Source organism: Nonomuraea sp. NPDC052634 (assembly GCF_040678535.1).
GTDB lineage: Bacteria > Actinomycetota > Actinomycetes > Streptosporangiales > Streptosporangiaceae > Nonomuraea > Nonomuraea fastidiosa.
Genome location: NZ_JBFATY010000003.1, coordinates 70,738 through 93,323, shown reverse-complemented (window position 1 = coordinate 93,323; position 22,586 = coordinate 70,738). Strand labels below are relative to the sequence as shown.

Below are 22,586 nucleotides of genomic sequence, written 5' to 3'. Positions count from 1 at the left end.
GTCACGCCTCCCCGAAGTCGGCGTTCGACCGCCGGTAGCGGCGGATTCTCCGATATGACAGCAAGCTGCCCCCCTTATCCATCTCCACCCGGTAGACGGCGAGCATGTCGCCCGACGACGGGATGCGGCGGTCCTCGACGATCTCGACCTCGACCAGCCAGCCGTCGTCGGCGGGCATGACCGAGGTGATGCCCTCGGGCTCTTTCCTGGTCAGCTCGGAGATGAGGCGCAGGCCCGCGCCGCCCGCCGCGGCGGCGTCCAGCTCCCCCACCTCGGGCTCCTCCGATTCGAAGTCCTGCTCCTCGGTCTCCACTACGTACCTGCCTGAGGCGGGCCGCTTGGCGCTCACCCCGGCTCACCTCCCCGTCGCCAGGCGCAGGACCTCTTCGACGGCCCGGCGTTCCTCTTCCTCCGAGATCTGGCCGGCCTGCCTGGCCGCCTCGATCGCCTCAAGCCGCCTGCGCACGGCCGCGGGGTCGCGCAGCTCGCGCTCGGCCTGGTCCTGAATCATCTCGGCCAGCCGGACCAGGCCGCGCATCGGCGCCAGCGGCCAGGTGAAGATCAGGGAGATCAGGCCCACGCGGCGCACCCCCTCACGCCTGCGCGATGACGAAGTCGTACGGAGCCATCGGGCCGAGCAGCCGCAGATCGACCCGGTCGGTCCAGCGCTCGCCGAACTCCTTCAGCGCCTGCTCGAGCTCCTTGCTCTTATCGGCCTTGACGAGCAGGGCGACGTGCGCGGCGTCCCATTCGTGCGACGGCTCCCGCAGCGACGCCTGCAGGTAGTGGCCGGTCAGGCCGTCGAGCAGCAGGCGGGTGTCCATGTCGCGCTTGGCCTCGACGGAGGCGGTGATGATCTCGCCGAGCCTGATCCGCTCGTTGCGGGTGGCGTCCTCGGAGGTGCCGCGGATGGCCTCGCGCAGCGAGGCGGCCTCCGGGCTCTCGGCGAGGATCTCGGCGAGCACGGCCCGCTCCTGGTAGCGGCCCTTGACGACGTACTGGGTGGTGCCGGTGAGCTCGTCGAGCGCGGCGCGGAAGTCGTCGTGGTGCGGCCCGAGCAGCTCGTCCACGACGGCGCCGGTGCCGGAGAGCACCGCGCCGAACCGGAACGGCAGCACCGGCCCCTTGGCGGCCATGCCGTCCAGCAGCTCCTCGTGCGCGAGCAGGTCGGCGGGCCTGCCGAGCGGCCGGTCCACGTTCACGTCGCTGACGACGGCGGCGATGTCGCGGTGCGTGATGAGCCGCACCTCGCTCGGAGGCTCGCCCAGCCCCTTCTGGTCGCGGCTCACCTCGGTCTCGGCGGGGACGATGCCGTAGACGTAGGTCGCGAGGTTCTGGGCCTCCTGGGTGGCCTGGCCTGCCCCGGAGACGTTGGTCGAGCGTCCCATGGCGCTGCTTGTCCTCTCACTTGAAACGCATCTTGGTGGGGGCGCTCCGGGGTTGCTTGCGCTGGTGTTCCTCGTCCGAGCCGCCGAGCTCGCGCGGCTCCTCGTCGCCGCCCTCGACCATGCCCTGGATGACGTCCTTGGACTTGTCCTGGCCGACCGCGCCGGTGACCGTGCCGACGGCCTCGGGCAGGCTCTGCTCGGTCTGCGACAGGTCGAGCCGGTTGGCGGCCTCGGCGAAGCGCAGATACGTGTCCACGCTCGCCACGACGACGCGCGCGTCGATGGTCAGGATCTCGATGCCGACGAGGGACACCCGGACGTAGGCATCGATCACGAGCCCTCGGTCGAGGATCGTGTCGATGACGTCGGCGAGGCCGGTGGGTCCCCGCCCGCCGCCCTGCCCGGCCGACGCCGGTTGCACAGACGTAGTCATTGTGTGGTTCTCCCTCCGCCTCACCCGGCCTGCCCGATGAAACCGACACGGAACCACATATGACTGAAAACCGGACAGATTTGGGGTGCGCCTCGCTTACGAGCGGTGACGCACCGCGATTCTTGAGCCCGGAGGGTGTTTATCTCACAGACGCCGGCACCTGAGAGCTCAGGTGCTCGCGCGTACGACGAGCTGCGGCGCGAGCAGCGTCGAGTCGGGCACGCCACGGCCCTCCAGCTTGTCCATCAGCAGCCGCACCGCCTCCCTGCCCACCTCCTCGGCCGGGATCAGCACCGAGCTCAACGGCGGGCTGGCCCGCTCGGCGACGTCGTCGGGGCAGATCGCCACCACCGCCACGTCGTCCGGCACCCGGCGGCCGAGCTGGCGCAGCGCGGCCAGCACGTGACCCACCGCCGACTCGTTGTGCACGACGAGACCCGACAGGCCGGGGTGGTCGAGCAGCAGGTCGCGGACCGTCTCGTACACCTCGTCGAACGTCTCCTCGCAGGGCAGCGCGACGCCCTGGACGCCGTGCGTCTCCAGCGCCTCCACGAAGCCCTCGCGGGTACGGGTGGCGAAGCCGGTGCCCCGGTCGTACACGACGGAGGGGGCGCCGAGCAGCGCGATCTCCTCGTGCCCGCGCTCGGCCAGGTGCTCGACGCAGCGCGCGCCGGCCGCCGCGAAGTCGAGGTCGACGCAGGTCAGCCCGGCCGGCTCGGCGGGGAAGCCGATGAGCACGCTCGGCTCGGGCAGCTCGCGCAGCAGCGGCACCCGCGTGTCGTCCAGCTCGACGTCCATCAGGATCAAGGCGTCCACCAGCGCGCTCGCGGCCACCCTGCGGATGCCCGCGGTGCCCTCGTCGGCGGTCAGCAGCAGCACGTCATGGTCGTAGCGACGGGCCGCGGTCACGACCGCGCCGGCGAACCGCATCGCCACCGGCACGTGCATGCCGGCACGCAGCGGCAGCACGAGCGCGATCACGTTGGAGCGCTTGCTGGCCAGCGCGCGGGCGCCGGCGTTGGGGTGGTAGCCCAGGGCGCGGACGCTGTCGAGCACCCGCTTGCGGGTGTCGGCCGAGATCGTGCGCTTGCCGCTCAGCACGTACGACACCGTGCTCACGGCCACGCCCGCGTGCTTGGCCACCTCCGCGATGGTGACCGTGCGCCCGCTCAAGCCTCGGCTCCTAAGTCGATCACTGTCAGCGTCACGCCTTCGTTCTCGAACACCACATACAGATCGTGCACCCCGTCCACGGCTTCGAGGGAGGCCGGAATGGCGTGATGCTCGTACCGGCCGGTGCGGGGCACGGGGAAGGCGGCCAGCTCCCGGCCGTGCAGCGGGTCGCCGAGCCGTACGGTGATCACGCCGCCCTCCGTGCTGCCCGCCGTGACCACACACGTGGTGGCACCGGTCAGATCGACCTCGCGGAACAGGATCCAGGCGCCCTCGGCCTCGGAGCGCACGGCGTCGCCGTCCAGCCGGCTCTCGTCCACGAACGTGATCGCGTCGTAGGCGTCGTGGCAGGCCGCGCGCAGGGGCCCGCGCTGCGGCGGGATGTCCTCGCCCTCGACCTCGAAGCCCGCGCTCAGCCGCAGGTCGGTGGCGCTGCGGCCGACCATGAGCCGGTGCGGCGCGCGCTCGACGACGAACCTGCCCCTGGTCACGTCCCAGAACGCCAGCTCGGAGACCGGCAGCCGCAGCTCCACGGTCCGGCTCTCGCCCGGCTCCAGGCGTACCTTCTCGAACCCGCGCAACCGGCGCAGCGGCTGCTTGACCCGGGAGCGCTGCTGGTGGGTGTAGAACTGCACGACCTCGACGCCGGGCCGCGACCCGGTGTTGGTGACCGTCACCTCGGCCCGCAGCTCGTCGCCGTCGAGGCGGACGCGCAGCCCGCTGTAGCCGAACGTGGTGTAGCTCAGCCCGTGGCCGAACGGGTGCAGGGGGACGCCGCGGAAGTACTGGTAGGTGGCGTCGGAGGTGACGATGTCGTAGTCGAGCAGGTCGGGCAGCTCGTGTTCCGAGCGGTACCAGGTCTGGGTCAGCCGGCCCTCGGGGTCGGCGTCGCCGAACAGCACCTCGGCCAGCGCGTGGCCGTACTCCTGGCCGCCGTGCGCCGACCAGAGCACGGCGGGCAGGTCGCGGGCGGTCCAGGTGAGCGGGTAGCCGCTGGTGAGGACGAGGACGGTGCGCGGGTTGGCCGCGCGCACCGCGCGTACGACGGCGTCCTGTGCGGGGGCCAGCGCCAGCGTGCTGCGGTCCTCGGTCTCGCGGCCGTTGACCAGCGGGTGGTCACCGGCCACCACGACCGCGACGTCGGCCTCCGCGGCCAGCTTCGCGGCCTCGGCGGCGCCGCTCCTGACCACGTCCATGGTCAGCCAGAGCGCCTGGTCGGCGTCGTCCACCAGGCGCAGCACGCCGTCGTCGCCCGCGCCGACGTAGCTGCCGGTCGCGATGTGGCGCAGGGCGAGCATGCCGCGCGGCCGCTCCTCCATGCGGAACGTCTGGCGCACCTCCCACCCGTTCGGCCCCGGCTGGTCGTTGACCAGGGTGGTGCCGTCCACGGAGACGAACCTGCCGGTGACCACGGCGCGCAGCGCGTACGAGCCGCCGCCCCAGTCGAAGACGTCGAACAGTCCCGCTTCGGACGCGCCCACGGTGAGCGGCCCGCCCGCCGGGTCGGCGGCGACGGGACCCGCCTCGGCGGTCAGCGTCACCCGGTCCACCGCCTCGCAGAACACGGTCTCGCACCGCTCGGCCAGCCCGGCGCGGGCGGTGACGGCGTACGGCAGCGTGCCGCTGTACCAGTCCTCCATCAGCGTGTCGCCGAGCTGCCCGAGCACCGCGATCTTGCGGACGTCGCGCAACGGCAGCAGCCCGTCGTTCTCCAGCAGCACGAACGAGCGCCGCGCCGCCTCCCTGGCCAGCGCCCGGTGCTCGGGGCAGTTCACCACGCTGTCGGTGATGTCGTCGTACGGCGTGGCCGGGTCGAACTCGCCGAGCCTGAACCTGATGGCCAGGGCGTGCCTGGCGGCCTCGTCGATGTCCCGCTCGGTGAGCAGCCCCTGGTCGAGCGCGGCGCGCAGGTGGCCGAGCGTGGCCTGCGCGCGGTCGTCGTCCTGGGTGAAGCTGTCCAGCCCCGCCTTGACCGCGTGCGCGTACGCCTCGGGCAGCGCGTCGTAGTAGCCCTGCAGGCCGGTGAGGTTGCCCGGCGCGTACGCGTCGCTGACCACCAGCAGATCGCCCGGCGCCCAGGCGCGCAGCACCTGCCCGATGAGCGGGCTGAGGTGCGCGGGCCGCCCGTTGACCAGGTTGTACGACGGCATGACCGCCACCGCCGCGCCCGACTCGATGGGCCCGCGGAAGGCCGGCAGCTCGTACTCGTGCAGCACCCTGGGCGGCAGGTTGCTGGAGGTGGTGCAGCGGTCGGTCTCGTTGTTGTAGGCGAGAAAGTGCTTGAGCGTGGGCGCGGTCTTGAGCACGGCCGGGGGCCCATCAGCGTCGGGAGCGCTCCCATTCAAGCCGCGGGCGTACGCCGTGGCCAGCAGAGAGGTCAGCCACGGATCCTCGGAGTAGCCCTCCTCGTTCCGCCCCCACCTCGGGTCGCGCAGCGGGTTGACCACCGGCGCCCACACGTTGCGCCCGGCGCCCGCCGGGTCCTTGTGGTGGAAGGCCAGCACCTCGTCGCCGGTCGCCGCGCCCACCCGGTGCAGCAGGTCGGGGTCCCAGGACGAGGCCAGGCCGATGGCCTGCGGGAAGACGGTGGCGGGACCGAGCCAGGCCAGCCCGTGCAGCGCCTCGGTGCCCGTACGGAAGGGGCCGATGCCCAGCCGCTCCACCGGCGCCTGGTACTGGTGCAGCAGGCCCAGCTTCTCTTCGATGGTCAGCCTGCTCAGCACGTCGTCGATCCGGTCGTGAAGGGGGACCGCTGGGTCGCGGAAGGGGGGTTCTTGCATGATCATCCCTCTGAGAGTGTCGAAGCGCTTCGACGACCGGCCTGGGGAAGTTACGCGGACATTTCGGTGGATTGACTGAAGGGTGCACGTCCCCGTGACCGAGGTCAAGAGGTCTGCGACAATCCTCCCGGCAATCTTCCGGAATCGAGCGAGTCGAGCACCCGTGCCGCGCCCCCGAGCGCGGCCGCGTCGTGCCCGAGCGTCGAGGCCACCACCTCCGGGCCGCCTGGCGCCACCACGCGCCGGCCCAGCTCCTCGTGCACGGCGGGCAGCACCCACGGCGCCAGCGGGACGTAGTAGCCGCCGAGGATCACCACGGCGGGATCGAGCAGGTTGGCCAGGATGGCCACGCCCTGGCCCAGGCCCGCGCCGACCGCGGCGAGCCGGGCGAGCGTGCCGGGGTCGCCGGCCCGCGCCTGGCGGACGACCTCCTCGATCTCGGCCTGAGTCTCGGCCGGTGACAGGTCCTTGCGCAGCACGGCGCCGATGCCGGCCACCGCCTCCAGGCAGCCGCGGCGGCCGCAGTGGCAGGCGGGCCCGTCGGGGTCGAGCTGCACGTGGCCGATCTCGCCGCTGTAGCCGTGGCCGCCTCTGCGCAGCCGCCCGTCGAGGATGATGCCGGCGCCCACGCCGAGCCCGCCGCTGAGATAGACCAGGTCGGCGGCGCCCGCATGGGAGCCGAAGCGCTGCTCGGCCAGGGCCGCGAGGTTGGCCTCGTTGTCCACCTGGATGGGGAAGCCCGGATCGCGCAGCGCCTTGGCCAGGTCGCCGCCGATGTCGGCGTCGTGCCAGCCGAGGCTGGGCGCCAGGCGTACGGTGCCCTGCACGTCGACCAGGCCCGGCACGGCCACGGCCAGGCCGAGCACCTGGCGCTCCTCCTTGGCCATGCGGTTGACCACGCGCCGGATGATCGCGCCGACGCCGGCCACGCTCTGGCTGACCGAGTCGCCGCCCGAGAACGCCCGCCGCCAGGTCAGCAGCCGCCCGCCCGCGAGGTCGGTGGCGATGGCCGAGACGGTGTCGACGCCGATCTCGACCCCGATGGCCGCGTAGGGTGAGCCGTCGAGCACGAGCATCGTGGCCGGCCGGCCGACACGGTTCTCCGTCAGCCCGGTCTCGCGGACCAGCCGGCGGTCGATGAGGTCGGCGACCAGGCTGGAGACGGTCGCCTTGTTCAGCCCGGTGGAGGCCGCGATGTCGGCGCGCGAGCACGGCGCGTGCTCACGGACGAAGCGCAGCACGACCGCCAGGTTGGTGGCCCGTACGTCGGCGAAGTCGGCCGGCTGAGGGCCGGTCGTGGAAGTGATCAATATCAGCCCCGTTCCCGCCAAGAAGTGATCCCAGCATGCCGCATCGCCGGCTTTCTCCACCAACCGGAGAGCGGCGGCTCCGGCGCTTCGTCATGCGGGTTGCTCATCGGCACCAACCTGTGACCGTCGCGATCCCTTGTGGCTGCAGTCACACTCTACTAATTTGTTTGGTCGAAATACCAACTAATTGTAGGTGGGGCGCGGCCTGCGGTCCACCGCGGGCAGCGGCGTTCCGCGCCCTGAGGCCCATCCCACCCCGAGGAGGGACCCAGTCATGCCGACACCCAACCCGACCCGCCGCGGTTTCCTCGGCCTGGTCGGCGCAAGCGTCCTGGTGGCGGGCTGCGCCGAGAAGAGGCAGGCGCCCAAGGGCACGGCCGTCGCCGCCGACAAGCTGTCGAGCCTCGTGCCGACGCGGGTGCCGTACGAGATCCCCGGGCTGAAGCCGGACCTGCCCGGGTCCGAGTTCGTGCAGCCTGGCTTCCTCAAGCGACCGGCCGAGATGGTGCAGGCCGTCACCACCCCGCCGCTCACCAGCGGCAAGGAGGTGACGGCGATGACGCCGCTGTGGGGCACGGTGCCGCCAGGGCTCGGCAGCAACTCCTACTACGACGAGGTCAACAAGCGCCTCGGCGGCGTCGTCCGCTTCAACATCTCCGACGGCAACACCTACGGTGACAAGCTCAGCACCGTCCTGGCCAGCGGCGACGTGCCGGAGATGGTGATGATCCCGCAGTGGGAGCTGACCAAGATCGGCCACTTCACCGAGGCGGCCAACAAGCTGTTCGCCGACCTGTCCCCGTACCTGGCCGGCGACAAGGCCAAGGAGTTCCCGCTGCTGGCCAACTACGACACCGCCGCCTGGCAGTACGGCGTCTTCGGCGGCGTGCTGCAGGGCATCCCATGGCAGAACGACCCGTACCCGTTCGCCACGTTCGTCCGCGAGGACATCATGAAGAAGCTCGGCCTCGAACACCCCAAGAGCGCCGACGACCTGGTCACGCTCGGCAAGGCCATCACCTCGCCGAAGGACAAGCGCTGGGCGTTCGGCGGCGGCATGGAGCAGGAGGTCCAGCGGGCGTTCGGCGTGCCGCGCGAGTGGCGCAAGAAGAGCGACGGCACGCTGGAGTACAAGTACGAGACCGAGGAGTTCGCCGCCCACATCGAGTTCGTCACCAAGCTGTTCGAGGCCGGTTACGTTCACCCGGACGTCGTGGCCAACAAGGACGCCGACAACAAGGCGATCTTCGGCAGCGGCGAGATCGTCATCTACCGCGACGGCCTCGGCGCCTGGCACGAGGCGCTCGGCCGCTTCCAGGCCGACAACCCCGACTTCGACATGCAGATCGTCGACCCGTACCCGGCGAAGCCCGGCGGGCGGCTCATCATGTGGCGCAACGAGCCCGCCAGCATGTTCGTCTTCATCAAGAAGGGCCTCGGCGACGCCCGCACCCGCGAGCTGCTCGCGCTGTCGAACTGGGCCTCCGGGCCGTTCGGCACCCAGGAGTACGAGCTGTGCTACAACGGCGTCGAGGGCAAGCACTACAACGTCGTGAACGGCCAGGTCAAGCAGACCGCGCTCGGCCGCAAGGAGGTCGCACCGACCTACCTGTTCCTGTCCGGCCGCCCCAACGCCAACGCGATGAGCCAGTACGACGGGCTCGTGCAGTCCCTGTGGGACTGGCAGACCAAGGCGTCCAAGATCCTGGAGAACGACCCGTTCGTCGGCATCCGCGTGGAGACGCCGTCGAAGATGGCCGGCATGGCCACGCCCACCGAGGACAAGATGCAGGAGATCTTCCGCGGCAAGCGGCCGGTCTCCGAGTGGCCGAAGATCCTCAAGGAGTGGCAGGAGCAGGGCGGTAACGAGGCGCGCGAGTTCTACATGAAGGTCGCGCGCGAGAACGGGCGGCTGTGACGGCGCCACGAACGGGTCCAGAGACAGGCACAGAGATCGGCACAGGGACCGGCGAGAGCACGAACGCGGGCATGAGCACGGACACGAGCACAGGCGCGGCCACGGGCACGAGCACGGGCGGGGCCGCGGGCGCGGGCGGCGGCACGGCGACGATCAAGAAGCCGCGGCGCCGCCGCGCGCCCGCCCACGAGGCACCGGGGCTGACCTGGCGGGCCAAGCTGCGCAGGGACTGGCCGCTCCTGGTGATGAACCTGCCGATGCTGCTCATCGTGGTCGCCTTCTGGTGGATCCCGGCGCTCGGCAACGTCATCGCCTTCCAGGACTACAACCCGTACACCGACGGCATCCTCGGCAGCCCCGTCATCGGCTTCACGAACTTCGCGCTGCTCTTCGAGGATCCGCAGTTCCTGCGCGCGATCGCCAACACCCTGTCGATCACGGCGTTCCAGCTCGTCTTCTACTTCCCCGTGCCGATCCTGCTCGCGCTGCTGCTGAACAGCATCGTCTCGGCCCGGCTGCGGGCGTTCGTGCAGGGCGTCGTCTACATGCCGTTCTTCTTCTCCTGGGTGCTGGTCATCGCCATCTTCCAGCAGATGTTCGGCGGCGCCGGCCTGCTCGCGCAGATCCTGCGCGAGCACGGGTACGAGGGCGTGGACTGGATGACGAACTCCGACACGTTCATCCTGCTCATCACCTCGCAGACGATCTGGAAGGACGCCGGCTGGGGCGCGATCATCTTCCTGGCCGCGCTCAGCACCATCGACCCGCACCTGTACGAGGCCGCCGCCGTGGACGGCGCCCGCCGCTGGCGCCGGATGTGGCACATCACGCTGCCCGGCCTGCGCCCGGTGATCGTGCTGCTGCTGATCCTGCGGCTCGGCGACGCGCTCAACGTCGGCTTCGAGCAGTTCATGCTGCAGCGCAGCGCGGTCGGCAGCGAGGCGTCCGAGGTGTTCGACACGTTCGTGTACTGGTCCGGCCTGCGTACCGGCGACCTGGGGTACGGCGCCGCGGCCGGGCTGTTCAAGGGCCTGGTGGGGCTGCTGCTGATTCTCGCGGCCAACCGGGTGGCGCACGCCATGGGTGAACGAGGAGTGTATTCGCGATCATGACGGCTTCGACGCTCTCGCGCCGGCGCGGCGGGCGGCGCCCGTCCCGGCTGGCGCCCTGGGAGGAGCCCCCGTCGGCGGCCGGGCGGCTCGGCAAGGGCACGCTGATCACGCTGATCCTGGTGGCCGTGCTCGGCCCCCTCTACACGATCGTGCTCACCAGCCTCAGCTCGGCGAAGACGGTGACCGAGGCCGGCGGGCTCGTGCTGGTGCCCGACGGCATCACGTTCGAGGCGTACCGGCAGATCTTCTCCGACACGGTGGTCAGCCGGGCGATCCTGGTCAGCACCGGCGTGACCATCGTCGGGACGCTCATCAGCGCCGGGGTGAGCGTGCTGGGGGCGTACTCGCTGTCGCGGCCCGGCTCGTTCCTGCACCGGCCGCTGCTGTTCAGCATCCTGCTGATGTTCGTCTTCTTCCCCGGCATCATCCCCGTCTACCTGATGGTCAGCGGGCTGGGGCTGAAGGACAGCTACTGGTCGCTGATCCTGCCGACGGCGGTGTCGGCGTTCAACGTGGTGGTGCTGCGCTCGTTCTTCATGAACATCCCGAAGGAGATCCTGGACAGCGCCCGCATCGACGGGGCGGGCGAGTTCCGCATCCTCTTCCGCATCGTGCTGCCCATGTCGAAGGCGGTCACGGCGGTCGTGGCGATGTTCTACGCGGTCGGCTACTGGAACGCGTGGTTCAACGCGATGCTCTACATCGACGACACGCGCAAGTGGCCGCTCGCGCTGATCCTGCGGCAGTACGTGGTCGACTCCAACCCGCTGCCGGCCGCCACCGCCGGCGTGACCGGGGACGCGCCGCCCACCCTCGCCATCAAGATGGCCATCGTGGTGATCGCCGTCATCCCCGCGCTGATCCTCTATCCGCTGGTGCAGCGCCACTTCACCAAGGGGGTGATCGTGGGCGCGGTCAAGGGGTGAGCACTCACGAATAGAAGTGCATGACGATGGCCAGGCCGACGAAGTGCACGAGCACCACGATCGTGATCAGCGAGATGAACACGAACTTCGCCGGGCCGTGCTCGAAGTGCTTGCCCTCCTTCAGGGGGCGCAGCTTGGCCTGACGCTCGGCGATGCGCTCCTCGATCGGCTTGCGGTAGAACACGGCGACGTCCCTTCAGGGGCGGGGCGAAATCTTCAGGCTTTCTCCGACAAAGGTACCCGGCCCCGCCCCCGCCTCCGGCACGCGGTCAGTAGAGGCGGCGCAGATCCATCTGGAAGTTCTGCCGCCAGGTCGCGCCGCCGTCCGTGGTGGTCTCGCCGATCTCGTGCCAGGTCGTGTCGGTGAAGGTCAGCGTGTAGCGGGTGGTGAAGGCGGGCGTCTGCAGGCTCCACTCGAACCGGTGGTCGCCGACGACCGGGGTGACGGTGGTGACGTGTCCACGGGAGAACGCCTCCCAGCGGTACTCCCCCGTCACGTCGTTGTAGTTGATCACGGCGAGCGCGCTGTCCACGATCGTGCGCGGGTCGGCCTTGTCCCGCCCCTGTCCCTCGACCGAGATGACCAGGTCGCCCGCCTGGTAGCGGATCCACTCCGTCTGCAGGAACTCCTGGCGGGCGCCCGACGGCAGGATGGTCCAGCCCGTCCCCGCCCACGCGCCGACCATGAACGACAGCCGCCGCATCGCCTCGGCCTGGGTGAGCGGCTCACGGGCGGCGGCCATGGCGGGGGCCGAGGAGACCAGCAGCAGGAGGCAGGCCAGCGAGAGTAACAGGCGTGACTTCATGGGAGACGTCCTCCACGGTCGTGCGGGGTTTCGAGTGACGCGTACGCCGGCGCGCACCGCGCCCGCGGCGTACGTATGCCAGGGCCCTGATGCGTAATTTGATGCGTAAAAGCGGCCGCTCTCCTGGACCGCGGGGAACGGCGCACCGATGATGCGGATGAAGTCCGCAATCTCGTTAAGGAGCGCTCATGGGAGTGAACCTCCGGCTCGTCGTCCCCCTGGTCTACGCGGCGGCGGTCATCGTGGCCTTCCTGATCGGCCAAACGGTGGGCACGGTGGTCACCATCGTCGGGGCGCTTCTCGTGGCGGCGTACTTCCTCTTCATGGCCAGGTCACGCCAGCGCCAGTAACGCGCCCCAGGGGTCGTACACGATCGTCGCGCGGCCGCCGTCCGGGGCGCCGGGGACGATCGTGGCGCCCAGCTCGACGGCCCGCGCGGCCGTCTCGGCCCGGTCGGCGGTGGCGAAGAACGTCACCCAGCGCGGGCCCATCCCCTCCGGCGGCGGCACGACCTCGACCCCGTGCAAGTCGGGATAGCAGGCGGCGTCGCCGGTCCACAGCTCGTGCCGGCACCACGTACCCGGCTCGTCCACCAGCACGATCCCGGACGGCCGGTGGCCCTCCCACAGCCCGAAGACCGCGCCCGAGGAGTCGAGCGCGAGCAGCAGCCGCCCGTCGTCCCCCGCGGGCACCGGCCCGAACAGCACGCTTCCCCCGCGCTCCTTCACCCGCGCGGCCGCCGCCTGCGCGTCCTCGGTCGCCAGGTACGTGTTCCAGGACGCGGGCAGCCCGGCGGGCACCCGGCCGAAGCCGCCCACGACGCGGCCGTCCAGTTCGATGAAGGCGTAGCCGCCCGCGTCGCGGAACGTCCAGCCGAACAGCTCGCCGTAGAAGGCGCGCGCGCCCGCGGGGTCCAGCGCCCCGTAGTCCACCCAGCAGGGGGTGCCGGGCGTGTAGTGCTCATGAACCGGCATGCTGCACCTCCGGCGCCGCCGTGCTCAGGTGGGCGGCGATGGCGGGCGCCACGGCACCGGGACGTTCGATCATGCACAGGTGCCCGGCGTCGGGGACGGTGACCACCCGGCAGCGCGGCACGGTGACGCGCAGCCGTACGGAGGCGGCGCGGAAGGCCGGCATGTCCTGCTCGCCTACCAGGACCAGCGTGCGCGCCGCTATGCCGCGCAGGTCGTCCGCGGTGTGCACGTGGCCGCTCAGGCCGGCCATGGCGCCGTCGCGCAGCTCCCGCCACGAGTGCCCGGCCACGATCGCGCGCAGCCTGGCCCGCAGCTCGGGATGGGCCTCGGTGCCGCGGAAGATGTCAGGCGGCGCCGCCATCCACACATCGGCCAGCCGCTCGCCGTCCACGCCCATCCTGGCCAGCCCGGCGAGCGTGCGGTAGCGCTCGGCGGTGCCCGGCTCGGCCGGGGCGCCGGCGATCGTCGGTGAGCCGACGATGAGCCCGCGCACGTCGTCCGGGTGGTCGATGGCGAGCTGCAGGGCGACCATCGAGCCGATCGACTCGGCCACCACCAGCGCGGCCCGCTCGGCGCGAGCCAGCTCGGCGAGTTCCGCCGCCAGCGCGGGCAGCGACGTGCCGGGGCGCAGCGGGTGCGAGCGGCCGTGCCCCGGCAGGTCCACGCCGACGTGCCGCCAGCCGGGCAGCAGCCGCCACAGCGGCTCCCAGACCGAGCCGTCCATCGTGTAGCCGTGGATCCACAGCACCGAGGGGCCCTCGCCGCGGGTCCGCACGTACAGGGTCATGACAGCGCCCCCGCGGGGGCGAAACCGTCGCAGAAGCGGCGGAAGGCGATCACGGAGGTGTCGGCCGCGTCGTAGCGCTGCGGCGCGTGCACGTCCAGGTGGTCCCAGACCACCCGGTCCTGCTGGAAGGCGTACTTCGCGCCGTGCACGAGCGCGGGAAGCGAGGCTGTCCTGTCGGGCCGCACGCCGATGACCACCCGGCCGACGCAGCCCGTCCCGTCCGGCACCGCTCCCGTAATGATCGTGTACGGCGCCTCCGCCGTGCCCAGCTCGGTCAGCACGAGGTGCGGGCTGTAGGCGCGGGCCACGAAGCGGGAGGCGAAGTTGAGCTGCCTGTCCTTCTCCCCCGGCCGCTCCCACGGCGGCGCCTTGGTCCGGAACTCGCCCTCGATGACCAGCTCGTCGTGCTCCCCCATGCTGACGCGCATGCCCTTGACCGCGGGCACCAGGTGGACGGTGCTGAAGTGCTCGGCGTCGAAGGCGTTCTCCACCACGTACTCGGCGGGCACCGCGACCTCCTGGTGCACGGCGGGCACGAACGTCAGCTCCCCGGCGGCCTGCTTGATCGCCTGCTCGAAGCCCCGGTCGTCGCCCGGATCGTCGGACAGCCGGGCGAACAGCGCCGACCCGGCGTGCAGCGTCCGCACCTCGGGCACCGACCAGCGGCGGGCGGTGTCGCCGAGCGCGATGCGCTTGCCGTGGAAGGGGCAGATGACGCACTGGCCGTCCAGCGTGCCGCCGTAGCCCAGGTGGGCGCCCCGGTGCGGGCAGGTCGCCGCGAACACGCGGACGCGGTCGTCGTCGCGCACCGCGATCAGGTTCCGCGCGCCGAGTTTGAGCGGGGTGATGCCGGGGCCCAGCTCGTCGTCGAGCGCGAGCAGGAACCATCCGCCGTGCAGCTGATCGGGGGCGGAACGTGACGTCGTCTGTTCGATCACCTCAGTGCTCCGATCACCTCAGTGGCCGCGCGCTCGCCGCCGGCCATCGCCATGTGCGCCATGGGCGGGCCCGCCGGGCCGGTCGTGGCCTCGCCGGCGAAGAAGAGGGTCCCGTCCATCGGTTCGGCCCAGGCGGCGGGCGCCCACAGCGCCCCCACCGCCGGGTAGGTGTACGCGCCGCCCGCCCACGGATCGGCGCCCCAGTCGGCCACCCGCGTACGCTCCGGCGCCCGGCCGCCGGTCCACGGCAGCGCATCGGCCAGCAGCGCGGGCAGGGTTCCCGCCTGCCAGGCGGCCCTGGCCCGGCCCGCCGCGCCCGCCTTGGCCACGACCACCGCCTCGGGACGCCCGGCCGTGACGGTCACGAAGCCCAGCCGGCCGCCCGGGTCGAAGATCACGGCCGACTCGGGAGCGGGCACGGGATAGGTGACCACGGCGCACCAGGCGTCGCCGGGGCGCAGCTCGCGGGCCGCCGCCTGCTTGCGTACGGGGAGGTCGTCGATGACCAGCCGCCGGTCGGCGACGACCTGCGGCGGCACCGTGACGACGGCCGCGGCGGCGTCGGCGCGCCGGCCCGCCTCGGTCACGGCGCGGACGCGTCCAGGCGACCAGCTCAGGCGGACGACCGGGTCGCCGAGCCGGAGGTGCAGCCCTTGCGCCAGCCGCTCCGTCAGCGTGCCGAAGCCGCCGGGCAGCACGAACTCGCCCCGCCCCACGGCGTCGGCGCGGCGGGCGGCGGCCAGGCCGAGCGCGCTCAGCGCCTCAGGCTCGCCCGCCCAGTTCTGCCTGAACCACTCGGCGGCGGGCTCCAGGGCGTCGGGAACGCGCGCGGTCGCCTCCTTCAGCCATCGCGCCACCGGCACGTCCCCGGCCGCGCTCGCCGCCAGCCGCGCCTCCAGCAGCGGCGGCGGCGGGCACAGCGCCGACAGCGGGCGGGGCGCGCCGTCCAACAGCACCCTGGCGGCGTGGCGGGGCAGCGGCACCGGGGCGGGCAGGCCGGGCAGCGCGCCGATCGGGTTGCGGTCGCCGTGCACGACCTGCGCCCCGAGCTCCAGTCCCGAGCGCTCGTCGGTGTGGATCCTGCCGCCGATGCGCTTCCTGGCCTCCAGCACCGCGACCTGGAGGCCCGCGTCCGCCAGCGCCCTGGCGGCGGCGAGCCCGCTCACGCCCGCGCCGATCACGACCACGTCCAGCTCTGTCACCGGCCCGTCCTCTGTAGTAGGTTGTCGTCGCCTTGATCACGAGGAGATGCGATGACGGCACCCCGCACGCTGCCCGCCCACCTGGCCCATCCGTTCTCTCCTCGCGGACGGCCGGATCCGTATCCGGCGTACCGGTGGCTGCGGGAGAACGACCCCGTCCACTTCGACGTCACCTCGCGCATGTGGCTGCTGACCGCGCACGCCGACTGCGCGCTCGCGCTGCGCGACCCGCGCTTCTCGGCGGCGCTGGGGCAGCGGGAGCGGGTCAGGGACGACGAGCTGCCGCCGTCGATGCTCACCACCGACCCGCCTGAGCACCAGCGGTTACGCTCGCCCGGAGCGCTGCTCATGGGGCCCGCCGCGATCCGCGGCATCTCCGGCGGCATCGAGGCGGAGATCGGCCGGGTGCTCGACGGCCTGGCCGGGCGTGAGCGCATCGAGGCCACGGCCGACATCGGTGAGCCGCTCGCCACGGGCGTGCTGGCCAGGCTGTTCGGGCTGCCGTCCGCCGACCGGGCCGCGTTCGCCGAGCTGGCCGCGCGGGTCGCGGTCAACCTCGACCCGCTGGCCGGGCCGCAGGCCGCGGCGGCCGGGCGGGCCGCGATGGGCGAGCTGACCCGCTTCCTGGGCGAGCGCGCCGACGCGGCGGCCGCGGCCGTGAGAGCCGGCGGCGAGGCGACGCCCTTCGGACGGCTGGCCGCGGACGACCGGCTGACCAGGGCGGAGATGCTGGGCATAGCGTCGCTGACCGTCGTCGGCGGGTGGAAGCCGCTGGCCGAGATGGTGGGCAACGCGCTGCACTGGCTGCTGCCCCGCGAGGAGGCCGCCGAGCAGGTGCGCGGCGGCCACGACACGGCGGTGTCCGCCGTGGACGAGCTGCTGCGCCTGGAGTCGCCCATCCCGTTCACGGCCAGGGTGACCACCGAGGAAGTACGCCTGGACGGCGGGGTGATCCCGGCGGGCGCCAGGGTGCTGGCCCTGGTGGGGGCCGCCAACCGCGACCCGGCGGTGTTCGCCGATCCCGACGAGCTGGTGGTGACGCGCTCGCCCAACCCCCACCTCGCCTTCGGCGCCGGCACCCATCTCTGTCTCGGCGCCCCGCTGGTCAGGCAGGCCGGCGCGCTGCTGCTGCGCGGCCTGCTGAGCAGGTATCCGGGGCTGCGTCCCGTCGGGGAGCCGCCCTCGTGGGCCCCGAGCCTGGTGCCCAGGCGGCTGACCGGCTTCACCCTCGCTACCTGACGTTCGCGCCGCGCCAGCGGAACGTCAGCAGGGTCAGCAGCAGCGCCGCCGCGCACCAGGAGCCGAGCACGACGGCGGTCCTGCCGAGCTCCCACGTGTGCGCCGGCTCCACCACAGCGAAGTCGGCGGGCAGGAAGACCGAGCGCAGCCCTTGCGTCATCCACTTGAGCGGAAAGAACGCCGCGATCGTCTGCATCCAATGCGGCAGCTCGCTGTAGGGGAAGAACACCCCCGAGATGAACTGCAGCACCAGGAACGGCAGCGTCACGATGGCCGATGCCGATCTGGCGTTGGGGATGACCGCGCTGAACGCGACCGCGAGCAGCGAGCAGGCGGCGGCGCCGAGCAGCAGCACCCACGCGAACGTCAGCCAGTGGCCGGTGTCGGACGGCAGCGGCAGGTGGAACAGCGTCACCCCGACCAGCAGCAGGATCGCCGCCTCCAGGACGCCGGTCACCACCACGCGGACGATCTTGCCGATGAAGTACGCGGTCTTCGGCATCGGCGAGGAAGCCAGGCGGCGGATCATGCCGTTGTCGCGCTCGATCGCGATGTTGATCGCCAGGCCGTTGAAGCTGACGCTCATGATGCCGCAGGCGATGATTCCGGCCACGAACATCTGCTTGAAGTCGGTGTGGGTGCCGGGGACCGTGCCGGAGAAGATCGAGCCGAGCACCAGCAGCAGCACGATCGGCAGCAGCAGCGTGAAGAACAGCGACTGCCGGTTGCGGAAGAACGACTTCAGCTCGACCGAGGAGCGGGCCACCGACGCCCGCCATAATCCCGAGCCCCCGCCGTACGCGACCGCGCGGCTCTGTTCGGCGACCATGGCGTTCGAGCTCATGACGCTTCCCCCTGGTTCTCGCGGATCAACTTGAGATAGACGTCCTCCAGCGTCGGCCGGTGGACGCGCAGGTCGGGCAGCTCGCCGACGCCGGCGGCGGCCGCCCACGGCAGCAGCGCGGCCAGGACCTGCGTGGGCCGGTGGGTGTGCAGCACGATCGCGTCCCCGTCGGAGGGGGCCACGGTGGTGCCGTGAGGCAGATCCGGCAGGGTCGCGGCGCTCAGGCCGCCGGTGGCGGTGAAGCTGACCGTGGCGGGCACCTCGCGCCGCCCGCCCAGCTCGCTGACCGCCCCGGTCTCCACGACCGCGCCCGCGACGATGACGGCGGCCCGCTGCGCCAGCGCCTCCACCTCGTCCAGGTAGTGGGTGGTCAGCACGGTCGTCTTGCCCTGGTCGGCGAAGAAGCGCACCAGGTCCCACGCCTCCGCCCTGGCCTCCGGGTCGAGCCCGGTGGTGGGCTCGTCCAGGAAGATCAGGTCGGGGTCGCCCACGATGCCGACGGCGACGTCGAGGCGGCGCAGCTGGCCGCCCGACAGCGTCTGGGCCTGCTTGCGCTCCTGCTTGCCCAGCCCCACCATGCCGATCACCTGATCGACGGGCAGCGGCGCCGGGTAGAAGGAGGCGAAGTGCTCGACCACCTCGCGCACGGTCAGGTCGGTGTACGCGCCGGTGGTCTGCGGCACGATGCCGATCCTGGCGCGCCAGCTCGGCGCGTCCTCGGCCGGGTCGCGGCCGAGCACCCGGACCTCGCCGCCCGAGCGCCTGCGCACGCCCTCGAGGATCTCGACCGTCGTCGTCTTGCCGGCGCCGTTGGGGCCGAGTAAGGCGAAGACCTCTCCTTGCCGGACGTCCAGGTCCACACCCCGCAGGGTGTGGCTGGCGCCGTACTGCTTGCGCAGTCCCCGTACGCGGATCGGGTCGGCCTGATCGTCGGACATGATCTCCTCATTCCTCTCGGGCGTGCGAGACCTCTGCGGCGGCTCAGGTCAGGTGCAGCAGCAGCACGGGCAGCAGCAGCAGTTGATGTCGATGCCGGCCGCGATGGAGTCGAGGTCGCCCTCGCTCAGCTCGGCCATGTCGATCTGCGGCGTCTCGGGGATGTGGAACTCGTACACCCCCGTCTCCAGGCCGCGCTCCCAGAGGGCGACCTGAACGTCGATGTTGGAGTCGTGGGCGTTGTCGGGGATGTTGCGCACCACGTTGATCTGAGCGTCCGCGGGAACCTCGAGACCGGATTCCGCCAGCGCCTCGCGCGGATTGTTGTCGAGCTTGGCCGAGAACTCCTCGCTCGACCACGCCGTGATGAGAACCCGGGTGTAGGCGTTGACGAATTCCGTCCGCTCTCTGGGATTCAGAGCCATTGCTTCCTCCTGGGAGCTTTCCCCATCGGCGCCGGTGCGCCGTCTCGGAATGGAGTCTTGCACGCCTATTTCCAGGTTGCCCAGACTTAATTTCCGGGGCACTCGATTAAGTATTGAGGCCCCTCCCGTCAAAAGGTACTCTGCAAATGCGCGGGCCGGAACCGTACGAAATACTTATACGTATTCAGCGGCCGGAAATGCGTATTCCGAATTCCATTTACGTAAGCCATCGGGAGTGCTCATGTCCGGGACGTACGTATCCCCCCGGGTGCCGCCTGGACCGGCGGGGACCCAGAGCCTGCGCGCCATGCGGGACGCGCCGCTCGCGTTCGTGACCGCGATGGCGGCACTCGGGGACGTGACCCGCCATGACGCCGACGGAGAGCCGGTCTACATGCTGAACCGGCCGGACCTGGCCAGGTACGTACTCAAAGAGAACGGTACGAACTACACCAAGGACCGTACGCCGGACGACGACATGCTGCGCCCGCTGCTCGGCAACGGCCTGCTGACCAGCAACGGCGCCGAGTGGGCGGCGCAGCGCCGCATGTGCGCGCCCGCCTTCCGGCCCTCCGAGGTCACCCGCTTCGACCAGGTCATCGTGGAGGCCGCCGAGCACCTGGCGCGGCAGTGGCGGGGCGCCGCGTCCGTACGCGTGGACCACGACCTGACCGCGCTCACCCTGACGGTGATCGTCAAGGCCATGCTCGGCACCGACATCGGCGGCGCGGGCGAGGGGTTCGGCCGGGCCGTGGACGCGGTCAACCGGTTCATCGGGCACTACGTACCGACGGACGACCCCGATCCGGCCGACACCGCGGCGCGCTACGCCGGATTCCAGCGGGCGCGGGCCTTCCTCGACCGGGTGACCCGGGTCATCATCGCGGCCCGCCGCACGGGCGGCGCGGGCGACGACCTGCTGAGCGCGCTGCTCGCGGAGGCGCACCCGGGCGGGACCGGCCACGGCGCACCCGCGATGACGGACGCCGAGCTGCGCGACCAGGTGCTGACGATCATCATGGCCGGGCATGAGACCACGGCCAAGTCCCTGACCTGGACGCTCTACCTGCTCGACCGCCACCCGGAGGCCGCCGCGGCGGTCCGCGCGGAGATCGACGAGGTGCTGCGCGGCCGGGCTCCGAGCGCCGCCGACCTGCCCGCGCTGCGCAGGTGCCGGCAGGCCGTCCAGGAGGCGATGCGGCTCTATCCGCCGGTCTGGCTCATCTCGCGGCGCAGCGTGGCGGCCGACGTCATCGACGGCTACGACATCCCCGCCGGGTCGCTGGTCTGCATCAGCCCGTGGGTGCTGCACCGCGACCCGCGCTTCTGGGACGAGCCCGAGGCCTACCGTCCCGAGCGGTTCGACCCGGAGGCGGTGGCGCGCCACCTCAGCCACCAGTACCTGCCCTTCGGCGGCGGCCCGCGCATCTGCCTGGGGCGGCACTTCGCGATGGTGGAGGCCACGCTCGTGCTCGCCGTGCTGCTGCGCGACCTGCGCATGGAGCTGGCCGAGGGGTTCCCCGTCGAGCCGGAGGCGCTGGTCACGTTGCGGCCGAGGCACGGCATGACGATGACGCCGAGGCCGCGGTGAGCGCGGGCCTGGCGGGCTCGTACGACGTCGCCGGCACCACCTTGGGCGGCGTGCCCGGCGAGCTGGCCCGTCTTGAGGCGCAGGCGGCGCTCTCCTTCGACGAGGAGCTGCGCATCATGCGCGACCTCGGGCTGACCCGCGCGGGGCCGCTGCTCGAACTGGGCGCCGGCTCGGGCGCGGTCACCCGCAGGCTGCGCGCCGCCGAGCCCGGCCTGCCGGTCATCGCGCTCGACGTGGACGCGGGACTGCTGCGTCACGCGGGCGGCTGCGGCGCCCCGCTCGTGGCCGCCGACGGCGCCCGGCTGCCCCTGCGTACGGGGAGCGTGGGAGGCGTACTGCTGCGATACGTACTGCAGCACCTCGCCGACCCCGCGCCGATGCTGGCCGAGGTGCTGCGCGTGCTGCGGCCCGGCGGCACCGTGGTCGTCGTCGAGGTCGACAGCATGCTGTGGGGCCTGGCGGACCCGATGTACCCCGAGCTGGCCCACGTGCACGCCGCGATGGCGCGGGCGCAGCGCGAGGCGGGCGGGGACCGTCAGATCGGCAGGCGGCTCACCCGGCTGCTGCGCCGCGCGGGCTTCGCGGACGTGCTGCTGCGCACGTTCGCGACCACCAACGACACCCACCCGACCGCCGCCTTCGCCCCGCATCTCGGCCCCGAGCGCCTGGCGCCGCTCGTGGCCGCAGGCGTGCTGTCGATGGCCGAGCTGGCCCTGGCGGCCGACCGCTGGCGGCGTTTCCTGGCCGACCCGGACGCCTGGGTCATGCTGCTCGGCTTCGCCGCCGCAGGGACCGCGCCGCCAGGCCCGGCCCCCTCAGTACCGGAGAAGGATCCGGAGAAACCCGCAAGGTTCGGGAGGAATGCACAATGAGTCCGTTCTGGAAGATCTTCGTGGCGATCTTCTGCTACATCAGCGGGATCGTCGGCCTCGGCCTGGCCGTGGTGAACGCCAGCCAGCAGCCGCCCGCCACCACCCCGGCCATCGTGTACGGCGCCGCCGGCCTGCTCTTCCTGGCCGCGGGCATCGTGCTCAGCCGCCGCCCCAGTTACTGAGGCGCTGTTACCGACGCGCTGTTACTGAGGCGCTGTTACTGAGGCGCTCGCCCGGCCCCGGTGACCGTCCCCGCGGCCGCCGGGGCGCCGGGGTCCCGCCTCAAGCCGTGAGGTCGCGCCTCAAGCCGTAGATCCCGCCTCAGGCCGTGAGGTCGCGCCTCAGGCCGTGGGATCGCAGGGCCTGACCTCGACGATGTCGCCCGGTGCGTACGGCATCTTGCGCGCCCACGACTCGGCCTCCTCGGCGGAGGCGACGTCGATGATCCAGATACCGCCGATCTGCTCGCGCCCGACCGCGTAGGGCCCCTGGACGGCCGGGCCGTCCGGCCGCACCAGCCTGCCCTCGCGGGACCTGGTGAGCCCCGCACCGTACTTGACGTTGACCCCCGCCTCCACCATCTCCCTGCCGAACCGGCGGTGGGCCTCGGCCATGCGCCTGCGCTCGCTCTCGCTGAAGGCGTCCCAGAGCATCTCGTCGCCGTGGATCAGCAGCACGAAGTCCATCAGTCGTCCACCTTCCTCGGACATCCGCCCACGGGATCGGCGAGAGGCGGGCAGCGGCCCCGGTCGGCACTATCGTGACATCCTGCCACGTCGCAGCGCTGCTCGTCTGCCCCCAGCGCCCCCTTCGCGCGGCGGAAGGCACCCCTGCCGCGCGCCCGGGGCCCGCCCCTGCCGCGCAGCCGGAAGCGCCCCGCCCCACGCCCTGGAGCGCCGTCGGGGCATGCCCCGGGAGCGCCGTCGCCTCAG

The 22,586-nt window shown here is 71.9% G+C and carries 25 protein-coding genes; 8 read left to right on the top strand and 17 right to left on the bottom strand.

The features are described from left to right. Position 1: 1 nt before the first annotated feature. The 7 genes from gvpO to AB0K67_RS16400 all read right to left on the bottom strand — a co-directional run bounded on the left by gvpO (position 2) and on the right by AB0K67_RS16400 (position 7,084). Positions 2 to 349: a gas vesicle protein GvpO gene (gene gvpO / locus AB0K67_RS16430; protein WP_364059839.1), complete on the bottom strand. Its 348-nt coding sequence runs from the start codon at positions 347 to 349 to the stop codon at positions 2 to 4. Between the two features lie 6 nt (positions 350 to 355). Continuing rightward, positions 356 to 580 carry a gas vesicle protein GvpG gene (locus AB0K67_RS16425; protein ID WP_364059836.1) on the bottom strand — a complete coding sequence of 75 codons (225 nt, stop codon included), beginning with the start codon at positions 578 to 580 and terminating at the stop codon, positions 356 to 358. 13 nt (positions 581 to 593) lie between these two features. Further along, positions 594 to 1,388 carry a GvpL/GvpF family gas vesicle protein gene (locus AB0K67_RS16420; RefSeq protein ID WP_364059833.1) on the bottom strand — a complete coding sequence of 265 codons (795 nt, stop codon included), beginning with the start codon at positions 1,386 to 1,388 and terminating at the stop codon, positions 594 to 596. Positions 1,389 to 1,404: 16 nt separating this feature from the next. Beyond that, complete coding sequence (gene gvpJ, locus AB0K67_RS16415; protein WP_364059830.1) at positions 1,405 to 1,821, bottom strand: gas vesicle protein GvpJ; 417 nt, start codon at positions 1,819 to 1,821, stop codon at positions 1,405 to 1,407. Positions 1,822 to 1,989: 168 nt separating this feature from the next. Further along, a complete protein-coding gene (locus AB0K67_RS16410) occupies positions 1,990 to 2,994 on the bottom strand; it encodes a LacI family DNA-binding transcriptional regulator (protein ID WP_364059827.1) in 1,005 nt (334 codons plus the stop codon). Beyond that, positions 2,991 to 5,780: a glycoside hydrolase family 3 C-terminal domain-containing protein gene (locus AB0K67_RS16405; RefSeq protein ID WP_364059824.1), complete on the bottom strand. Its 2,790-nt coding sequence runs from the start codon at positions 5,778 to 5,780 to the stop codon at positions 2,991 to 2,993. The genes AB0K67_RS16410 and AB0K67_RS16405 overlap by 4 nt, the downstream gene beginning before the upstream one ends. 98 nt (positions 5,781 to 5,878) lie before the next feature. Further along, positions 5,879 to 7,084 (bottom strand): ROK family transcriptional regulator, encoded by a 1,206-nt coding sequence (locus tag AB0K67_RS16400; RefSeq protein ID WP_364059821.1) that lies wholly within the window; start codon positions 7,082 to 7,084, stop codon positions 5,879 to 5,881. A 274-nt stretch (positions 7,085 to 7,358) separates the two neighbouring features. Between AB0K67_RS16400 and AB0K67_RS16395 the strand changes: the two genes are divergently transcribed. From AB0K67_RS16395 to AB0K67_RS16385, 3 genes are all read left to right on the top strand, one after another. After that, a complete protein-coding gene (locus tag AB0K67_RS16395) occupies positions 7,359 to 9,002 on the top strand; it encodes an extracellular solute-binding protein (RefSeq protein ID WP_364059818.1) in 1,644 nt (547 codons plus the stop codon). A gap of 71 nt (positions 9,003 to 9,073) precedes the next feature. Next, positions 9,074 to 10,114 (top strand): ABC transporter permease subunit, encoded by a 1,041-nt coding sequence (locus AB0K67_RS16390; RefSeq protein WP_364059815.1) that lies wholly within the window; start codon positions 9,074 to 9,076, stop codon positions 10,112 to 10,114. Next, positions 10,111 to 11,040, top strand: coding sequence for a carbohydrate ABC transporter permease (locus AB0K67_RS16385; RefSeq protein WP_364059812.1), 930 nt, complete (start codon positions 10,111 to 10,113; stop codon positions 11,038 to 11,040). Before AB0K67_RS16390 ends, AB0K67_RS16385 begins: the two co-directional genes overlap by 4 nt. Before the next feature lie 4 nt (positions 11,041 to 11,044). Here AB0K67_RS16385 and AB0K67_RS16380 read toward each other — a convergent pair whose 3' ends face one another. Then, entirely contained in the window at positions 11,045 to 11,224 is a 180-nt protein-coding gene (locus AB0K67_RS16380; RefSeq protein ID WP_364059809.1) for a hypothetical protein, read from the bottom strand. Between the two features lie 85 nt (positions 11,225 to 11,309). After that, positions 11,310 to 11,846 carry a hypothetical protein gene (locus AB0K67_RS16375; RefSeq protein ID WP_364059806.1) on the bottom strand — a complete coding sequence of 179 codons (537 nt, stop codon included), beginning with the start codon at positions 11,844 to 11,846 and terminating at the stop codon, positions 11,310 to 11,312. Between the two features lie 188 nt (positions 11,847 to 12,034). On the opposite strand from AB0K67_RS16375, the gene AB0K67_RS16370 reads away from it, so the two are divergent. After that, positions 12,035 to 12,196, top strand: a complete 162-nt coding sequence (locus tag AB0K67_RS16370) for a hypothetical protein (RefSeq protein WP_364059803.1) — start codon at positions 12,035 to 12,037, stop codon at positions 12,194 to 12,196. Here AB0K67_RS16370 and AB0K67_RS16365 read toward each other — a convergent pair. From AB0K67_RS16365 to AB0K67_RS16350, 4 genes are read right to left on the bottom strand one after another with little or no spacing between them, the layout of a single operon-like run. Then, the gene (locus tag AB0K67_RS16365) at positions 12,179 to 12,820 is read right to left on the bottom strand and encodes a VOC family protein (RefSeq protein WP_364059800.1); all 642 of its coding nucleotides are present in this window, start codon (positions 12,818 to 12,820) and stop codon (positions 12,179 to 12,181) included. The two genes, AB0K67_RS16370 and AB0K67_RS16365, sit on opposite strands and share 18 nt — an antisense overlap. Beyond that, complete coding sequence (locus AB0K67_RS16360; RefSeq protein WP_364059797.1) at positions 12,807 to 13,607, bottom strand: alpha/beta hydrolase; 801 nt, start codon at positions 13,605 to 13,607, stop codon at positions 12,807 to 12,809. The genes AB0K67_RS16365 and AB0K67_RS16360 overlap by 14 nt, the downstream gene beginning before the upstream one ends. Then, positions 13,604 to 14,545: a Rieske 2Fe-2S domain-containing protein gene (locus tag AB0K67_RS16355; RefSeq protein WP_364059794.1), complete on the bottom strand. Its 942-nt coding sequence runs from the start codon at positions 14,543 to 14,545 to the stop codon at positions 13,604 to 13,606. Before AB0K67_RS16355 ends, AB0K67_RS16360 begins: the two co-directional genes overlap by 4 nt. Further along, positions 14,542 to 15,747 carry an FAD-dependent oxidoreductase gene (locus AB0K67_RS16350; protein ID WP_364059791.1) on the bottom strand — a complete coding sequence of 402 codons (1,206 nt, stop codon included), beginning with the start codon at positions 15,745 to 15,747 and terminating at the stop codon, positions 14,542 to 14,544. Before AB0K67_RS16350 ends, AB0K67_RS16355 begins: the two co-directional genes overlap by 4 nt. 51 nt (positions 15,748 to 15,798) lie before the next feature. Here AB0K67_RS16350 and AB0K67_RS16345 point away from each other — a divergent pair, with 51 nt between their 5' ends. Continuing rightward, entirely contained in the window at positions 15,799 to 16,986 is a 1,188-nt protein-coding gene (locus AB0K67_RS16345; protein ID WP_364059788.1) for a cytochrome P450, read from the top strand. Here AB0K67_RS16345 and AB0K67_RS16340 read toward each other — a convergent pair. The 3 genes from AB0K67_RS16340 to AB0K67_RS16330 are packed head-to-tail and all read right to left on the bottom strand — an operon-like array spanning position 16,979 to position 19,191. After that, positions 16,979 to 17,830 carry an ABC transporter permease gene (locus AB0K67_RS16340; RefSeq protein WP_364059785.1) on the bottom strand — a complete coding sequence of 284 codons (852 nt, stop codon included), beginning with the start codon at positions 17,828 to 17,830 and terminating at the stop codon, positions 16,979 to 16,981. The two genes, AB0K67_RS16345 and AB0K67_RS16340, sit on opposite strands and share 8 nt — an antisense overlap. Further along, positions 17,827 to 18,768: an ABC transporter ATP-binding protein gene (locus AB0K67_RS16335; protein WP_364059782.1), complete on the bottom strand. Its 942-nt coding sequence runs from the start codon at positions 18,766 to 18,768 to the stop codon at positions 17,827 to 17,829. Before AB0K67_RS16335 ends, AB0K67_RS16340 begins: the two co-directional genes overlap by 4 nt. Before the next feature lie 48 nt (positions 18,769 to 18,816). Continuing rightward, complete coding sequence (locus tag AB0K67_RS16330; RefSeq protein WP_364059779.1) at positions 18,817 to 19,191, bottom strand: hypothetical protein; 375 nt, start codon at positions 19,189 to 19,191, stop codon at positions 18,817 to 18,819. Between the two features lie 307 nt (positions 19,192 to 19,498). On the opposite strand from AB0K67_RS16330, the gene AB0K67_RS16325 reads away from it, so the two are divergent. From AB0K67_RS16325 to AB0K67_RS16315, 3 genes are read left to right on the top strand one after another with little or no spacing between them, the layout of a single operon-like run. Next, the gene (locus AB0K67_RS16325) at positions 19,499 to 20,782 is read left to right on the top strand and encodes a cytochrome P450 (protein ID WP_364059776.1); all 1,284 of its coding nucleotides are present in this window, start codon (positions 19,499 to 19,501) and stop codon (positions 20,780 to 20,782) included. Then, on the top strand, positions 20,779 to 21,654 hold the full coding sequence (locus AB0K67_RS16320) for a methyltransferase domain-containing protein (RefSeq protein ID WP_364059774.1): 876 nt from the start codon (positions 20,779 to 20,781) through the stop codon (positions 21,652 to 21,654). Before AB0K67_RS16325 ends, AB0K67_RS16320 begins: the two co-directional genes overlap by 4 nt. Continuing rightward, on the top strand, positions 21,651 to 21,836 hold the full coding sequence (locus tag AB0K67_RS16315) for a hypothetical protein (RefSeq protein ID WP_364059772.1): 186 nt from the start codon (positions 21,651 to 21,653) through the stop codon (positions 21,834 to 21,836). The genes AB0K67_RS16320 and AB0K67_RS16315 overlap by 4 nt, the downstream gene beginning before the upstream one ends. A 159-nt stretch (positions 21,837 to 21,995) precedes the next feature. On the opposite strand, the gene AB0K67_RS16310 is transcribed toward AB0K67_RS16315, so the two are convergent. After that, complete coding sequence (locus AB0K67_RS16310; RefSeq protein WP_364059769.1) at positions 21,996 to 22,340, bottom strand: YciI family protein; 345 nt, start codon at positions 22,338 to 22,340, stop codon at positions 21,996 to 21,998. Between the last annotated feature and the right edge of the window lie 246 nt (positions 22,341 to 22,586).

Excerpts from the sequence above, each read along its gene's own strand:
- AB0K67_RS16420 (WP_364059833.1), bottom strand. The coding sequence starts at position 1,388 with ATGGGACGCTCGACCAACGTCTCCGGGGCAGGCCAGGCCACCCAGGAG.
- gvpJ (WP_364059830.1), bottom strand. The coding sequence starts at position 1,821 with ATGACTACGTCTGTGCAACCGGCGTCGGCCGGGCAGGGCGGCGGGCGG.
- AB0K67_RS16405 (WP_364059824.1), bottom strand. The coding sequence starts at position 5,780 with ATGATCATGCAAGAACCCCCCTTCCGCGACCCAGCGGTCCCCCTTCAC.
- AB0K67_RS16395 (WP_364059818.1), top strand. The coding sequence starts at position 7,359 with ATGCCGACACCCAACCCGACCCGCCGCGGTTTCCTCGGCCTGGTCGGC.
- AB0K67_RS16390 (WP_364059815.1), top strand. The coding sequence starts at position 9,074 with ATGAGCACGGACACGAGCACAGGCGCGGCCACGGGCACGAGCACGGGC.
- AB0K67_RS16385 (WP_364059812.1), top strand. The coding sequence starts at position 10,111 with ATGACGGCTTCGACGCTCTCGCGCCGGCGCGGCGGGCGGCGCCCGTCC.
- AB0K67_RS16375 (WP_364059806.1), bottom strand. The coding sequence starts at position 11,846 with ATGAAGTCACGCCTGTTACTCTCGCTGGCCTGCCTCCTGCTGCTGGTC.
- AB0K67_RS16370 (WP_364059803.1), top strand. The coding sequence starts at position 12,035 with ATGGGAGTGAACCTCCGGCTCGTCGTCCCCCTGGTCTACGCGGCGGCG.
- AB0K67_RS16365 (WP_364059800.1), bottom strand. The coding sequence starts at position 12,820 with ATGCCGGTTCATGAGCACTACACGCCCGGCACCCCCTGCTGGGTGGAC.
- AB0K67_RS16360 (WP_364059797.1), bottom strand. The coding sequence starts at position 13,607 with ATGACCCTGTACGTGCGGACCCGCGGCGAGGGCCCCTCGGTGCTGTGG.
- AB0K67_RS16345 (WP_364059788.1), top strand. The coding sequence starts at position 15,799 with ATGACGGCACCCCGCACGCTGCCCGCCCACCTGGCCCATCCGTTCTCT.
- AB0K67_RS16340 (WP_364059785.1), bottom strand. The coding sequence starts at position 17,830 with ATGAGCTCGAACGCCATGGTCGCCGAACAGAGCCGCGCGGTCGCGTAC.
- AB0K67_RS16335 (WP_364059782.1), bottom strand. The coding sequence starts at position 18,768 with ATGTCCGACGATCAGGCCGACCCGATCCGCGTACGGGGACTGCGCAAG.
- AB0K67_RS16330 (WP_364059779.1), bottom strand. The coding sequence starts at position 19,191 with ATGGCTCTGAATCCCAGAGAGCGGACGGAATTCGTCAACGCCTACACC.
- AB0K67_RS16325 (WP_364059776.1), top strand. The coding sequence starts at position 19,499 with ATGCGGGACGCGCCGCTCGCGTTCGTGACCGCGATGGCGGCACTCGGG.
- AB0K67_RS16315 (WP_364059772.1), top strand. The coding sequence starts at position 21,651 with ATGAGTCCGTTCTGGAAGATCTTCGTGGCGATCTTCTGCTACATCAGC.
- AB0K67_RS16310 (WP_364059769.1), bottom strand. The coding sequence starts at position 22,340 with ATGGACTTCGTGCTGCTGATCCACGGCGACGAGATGCTCTGGGACGCC.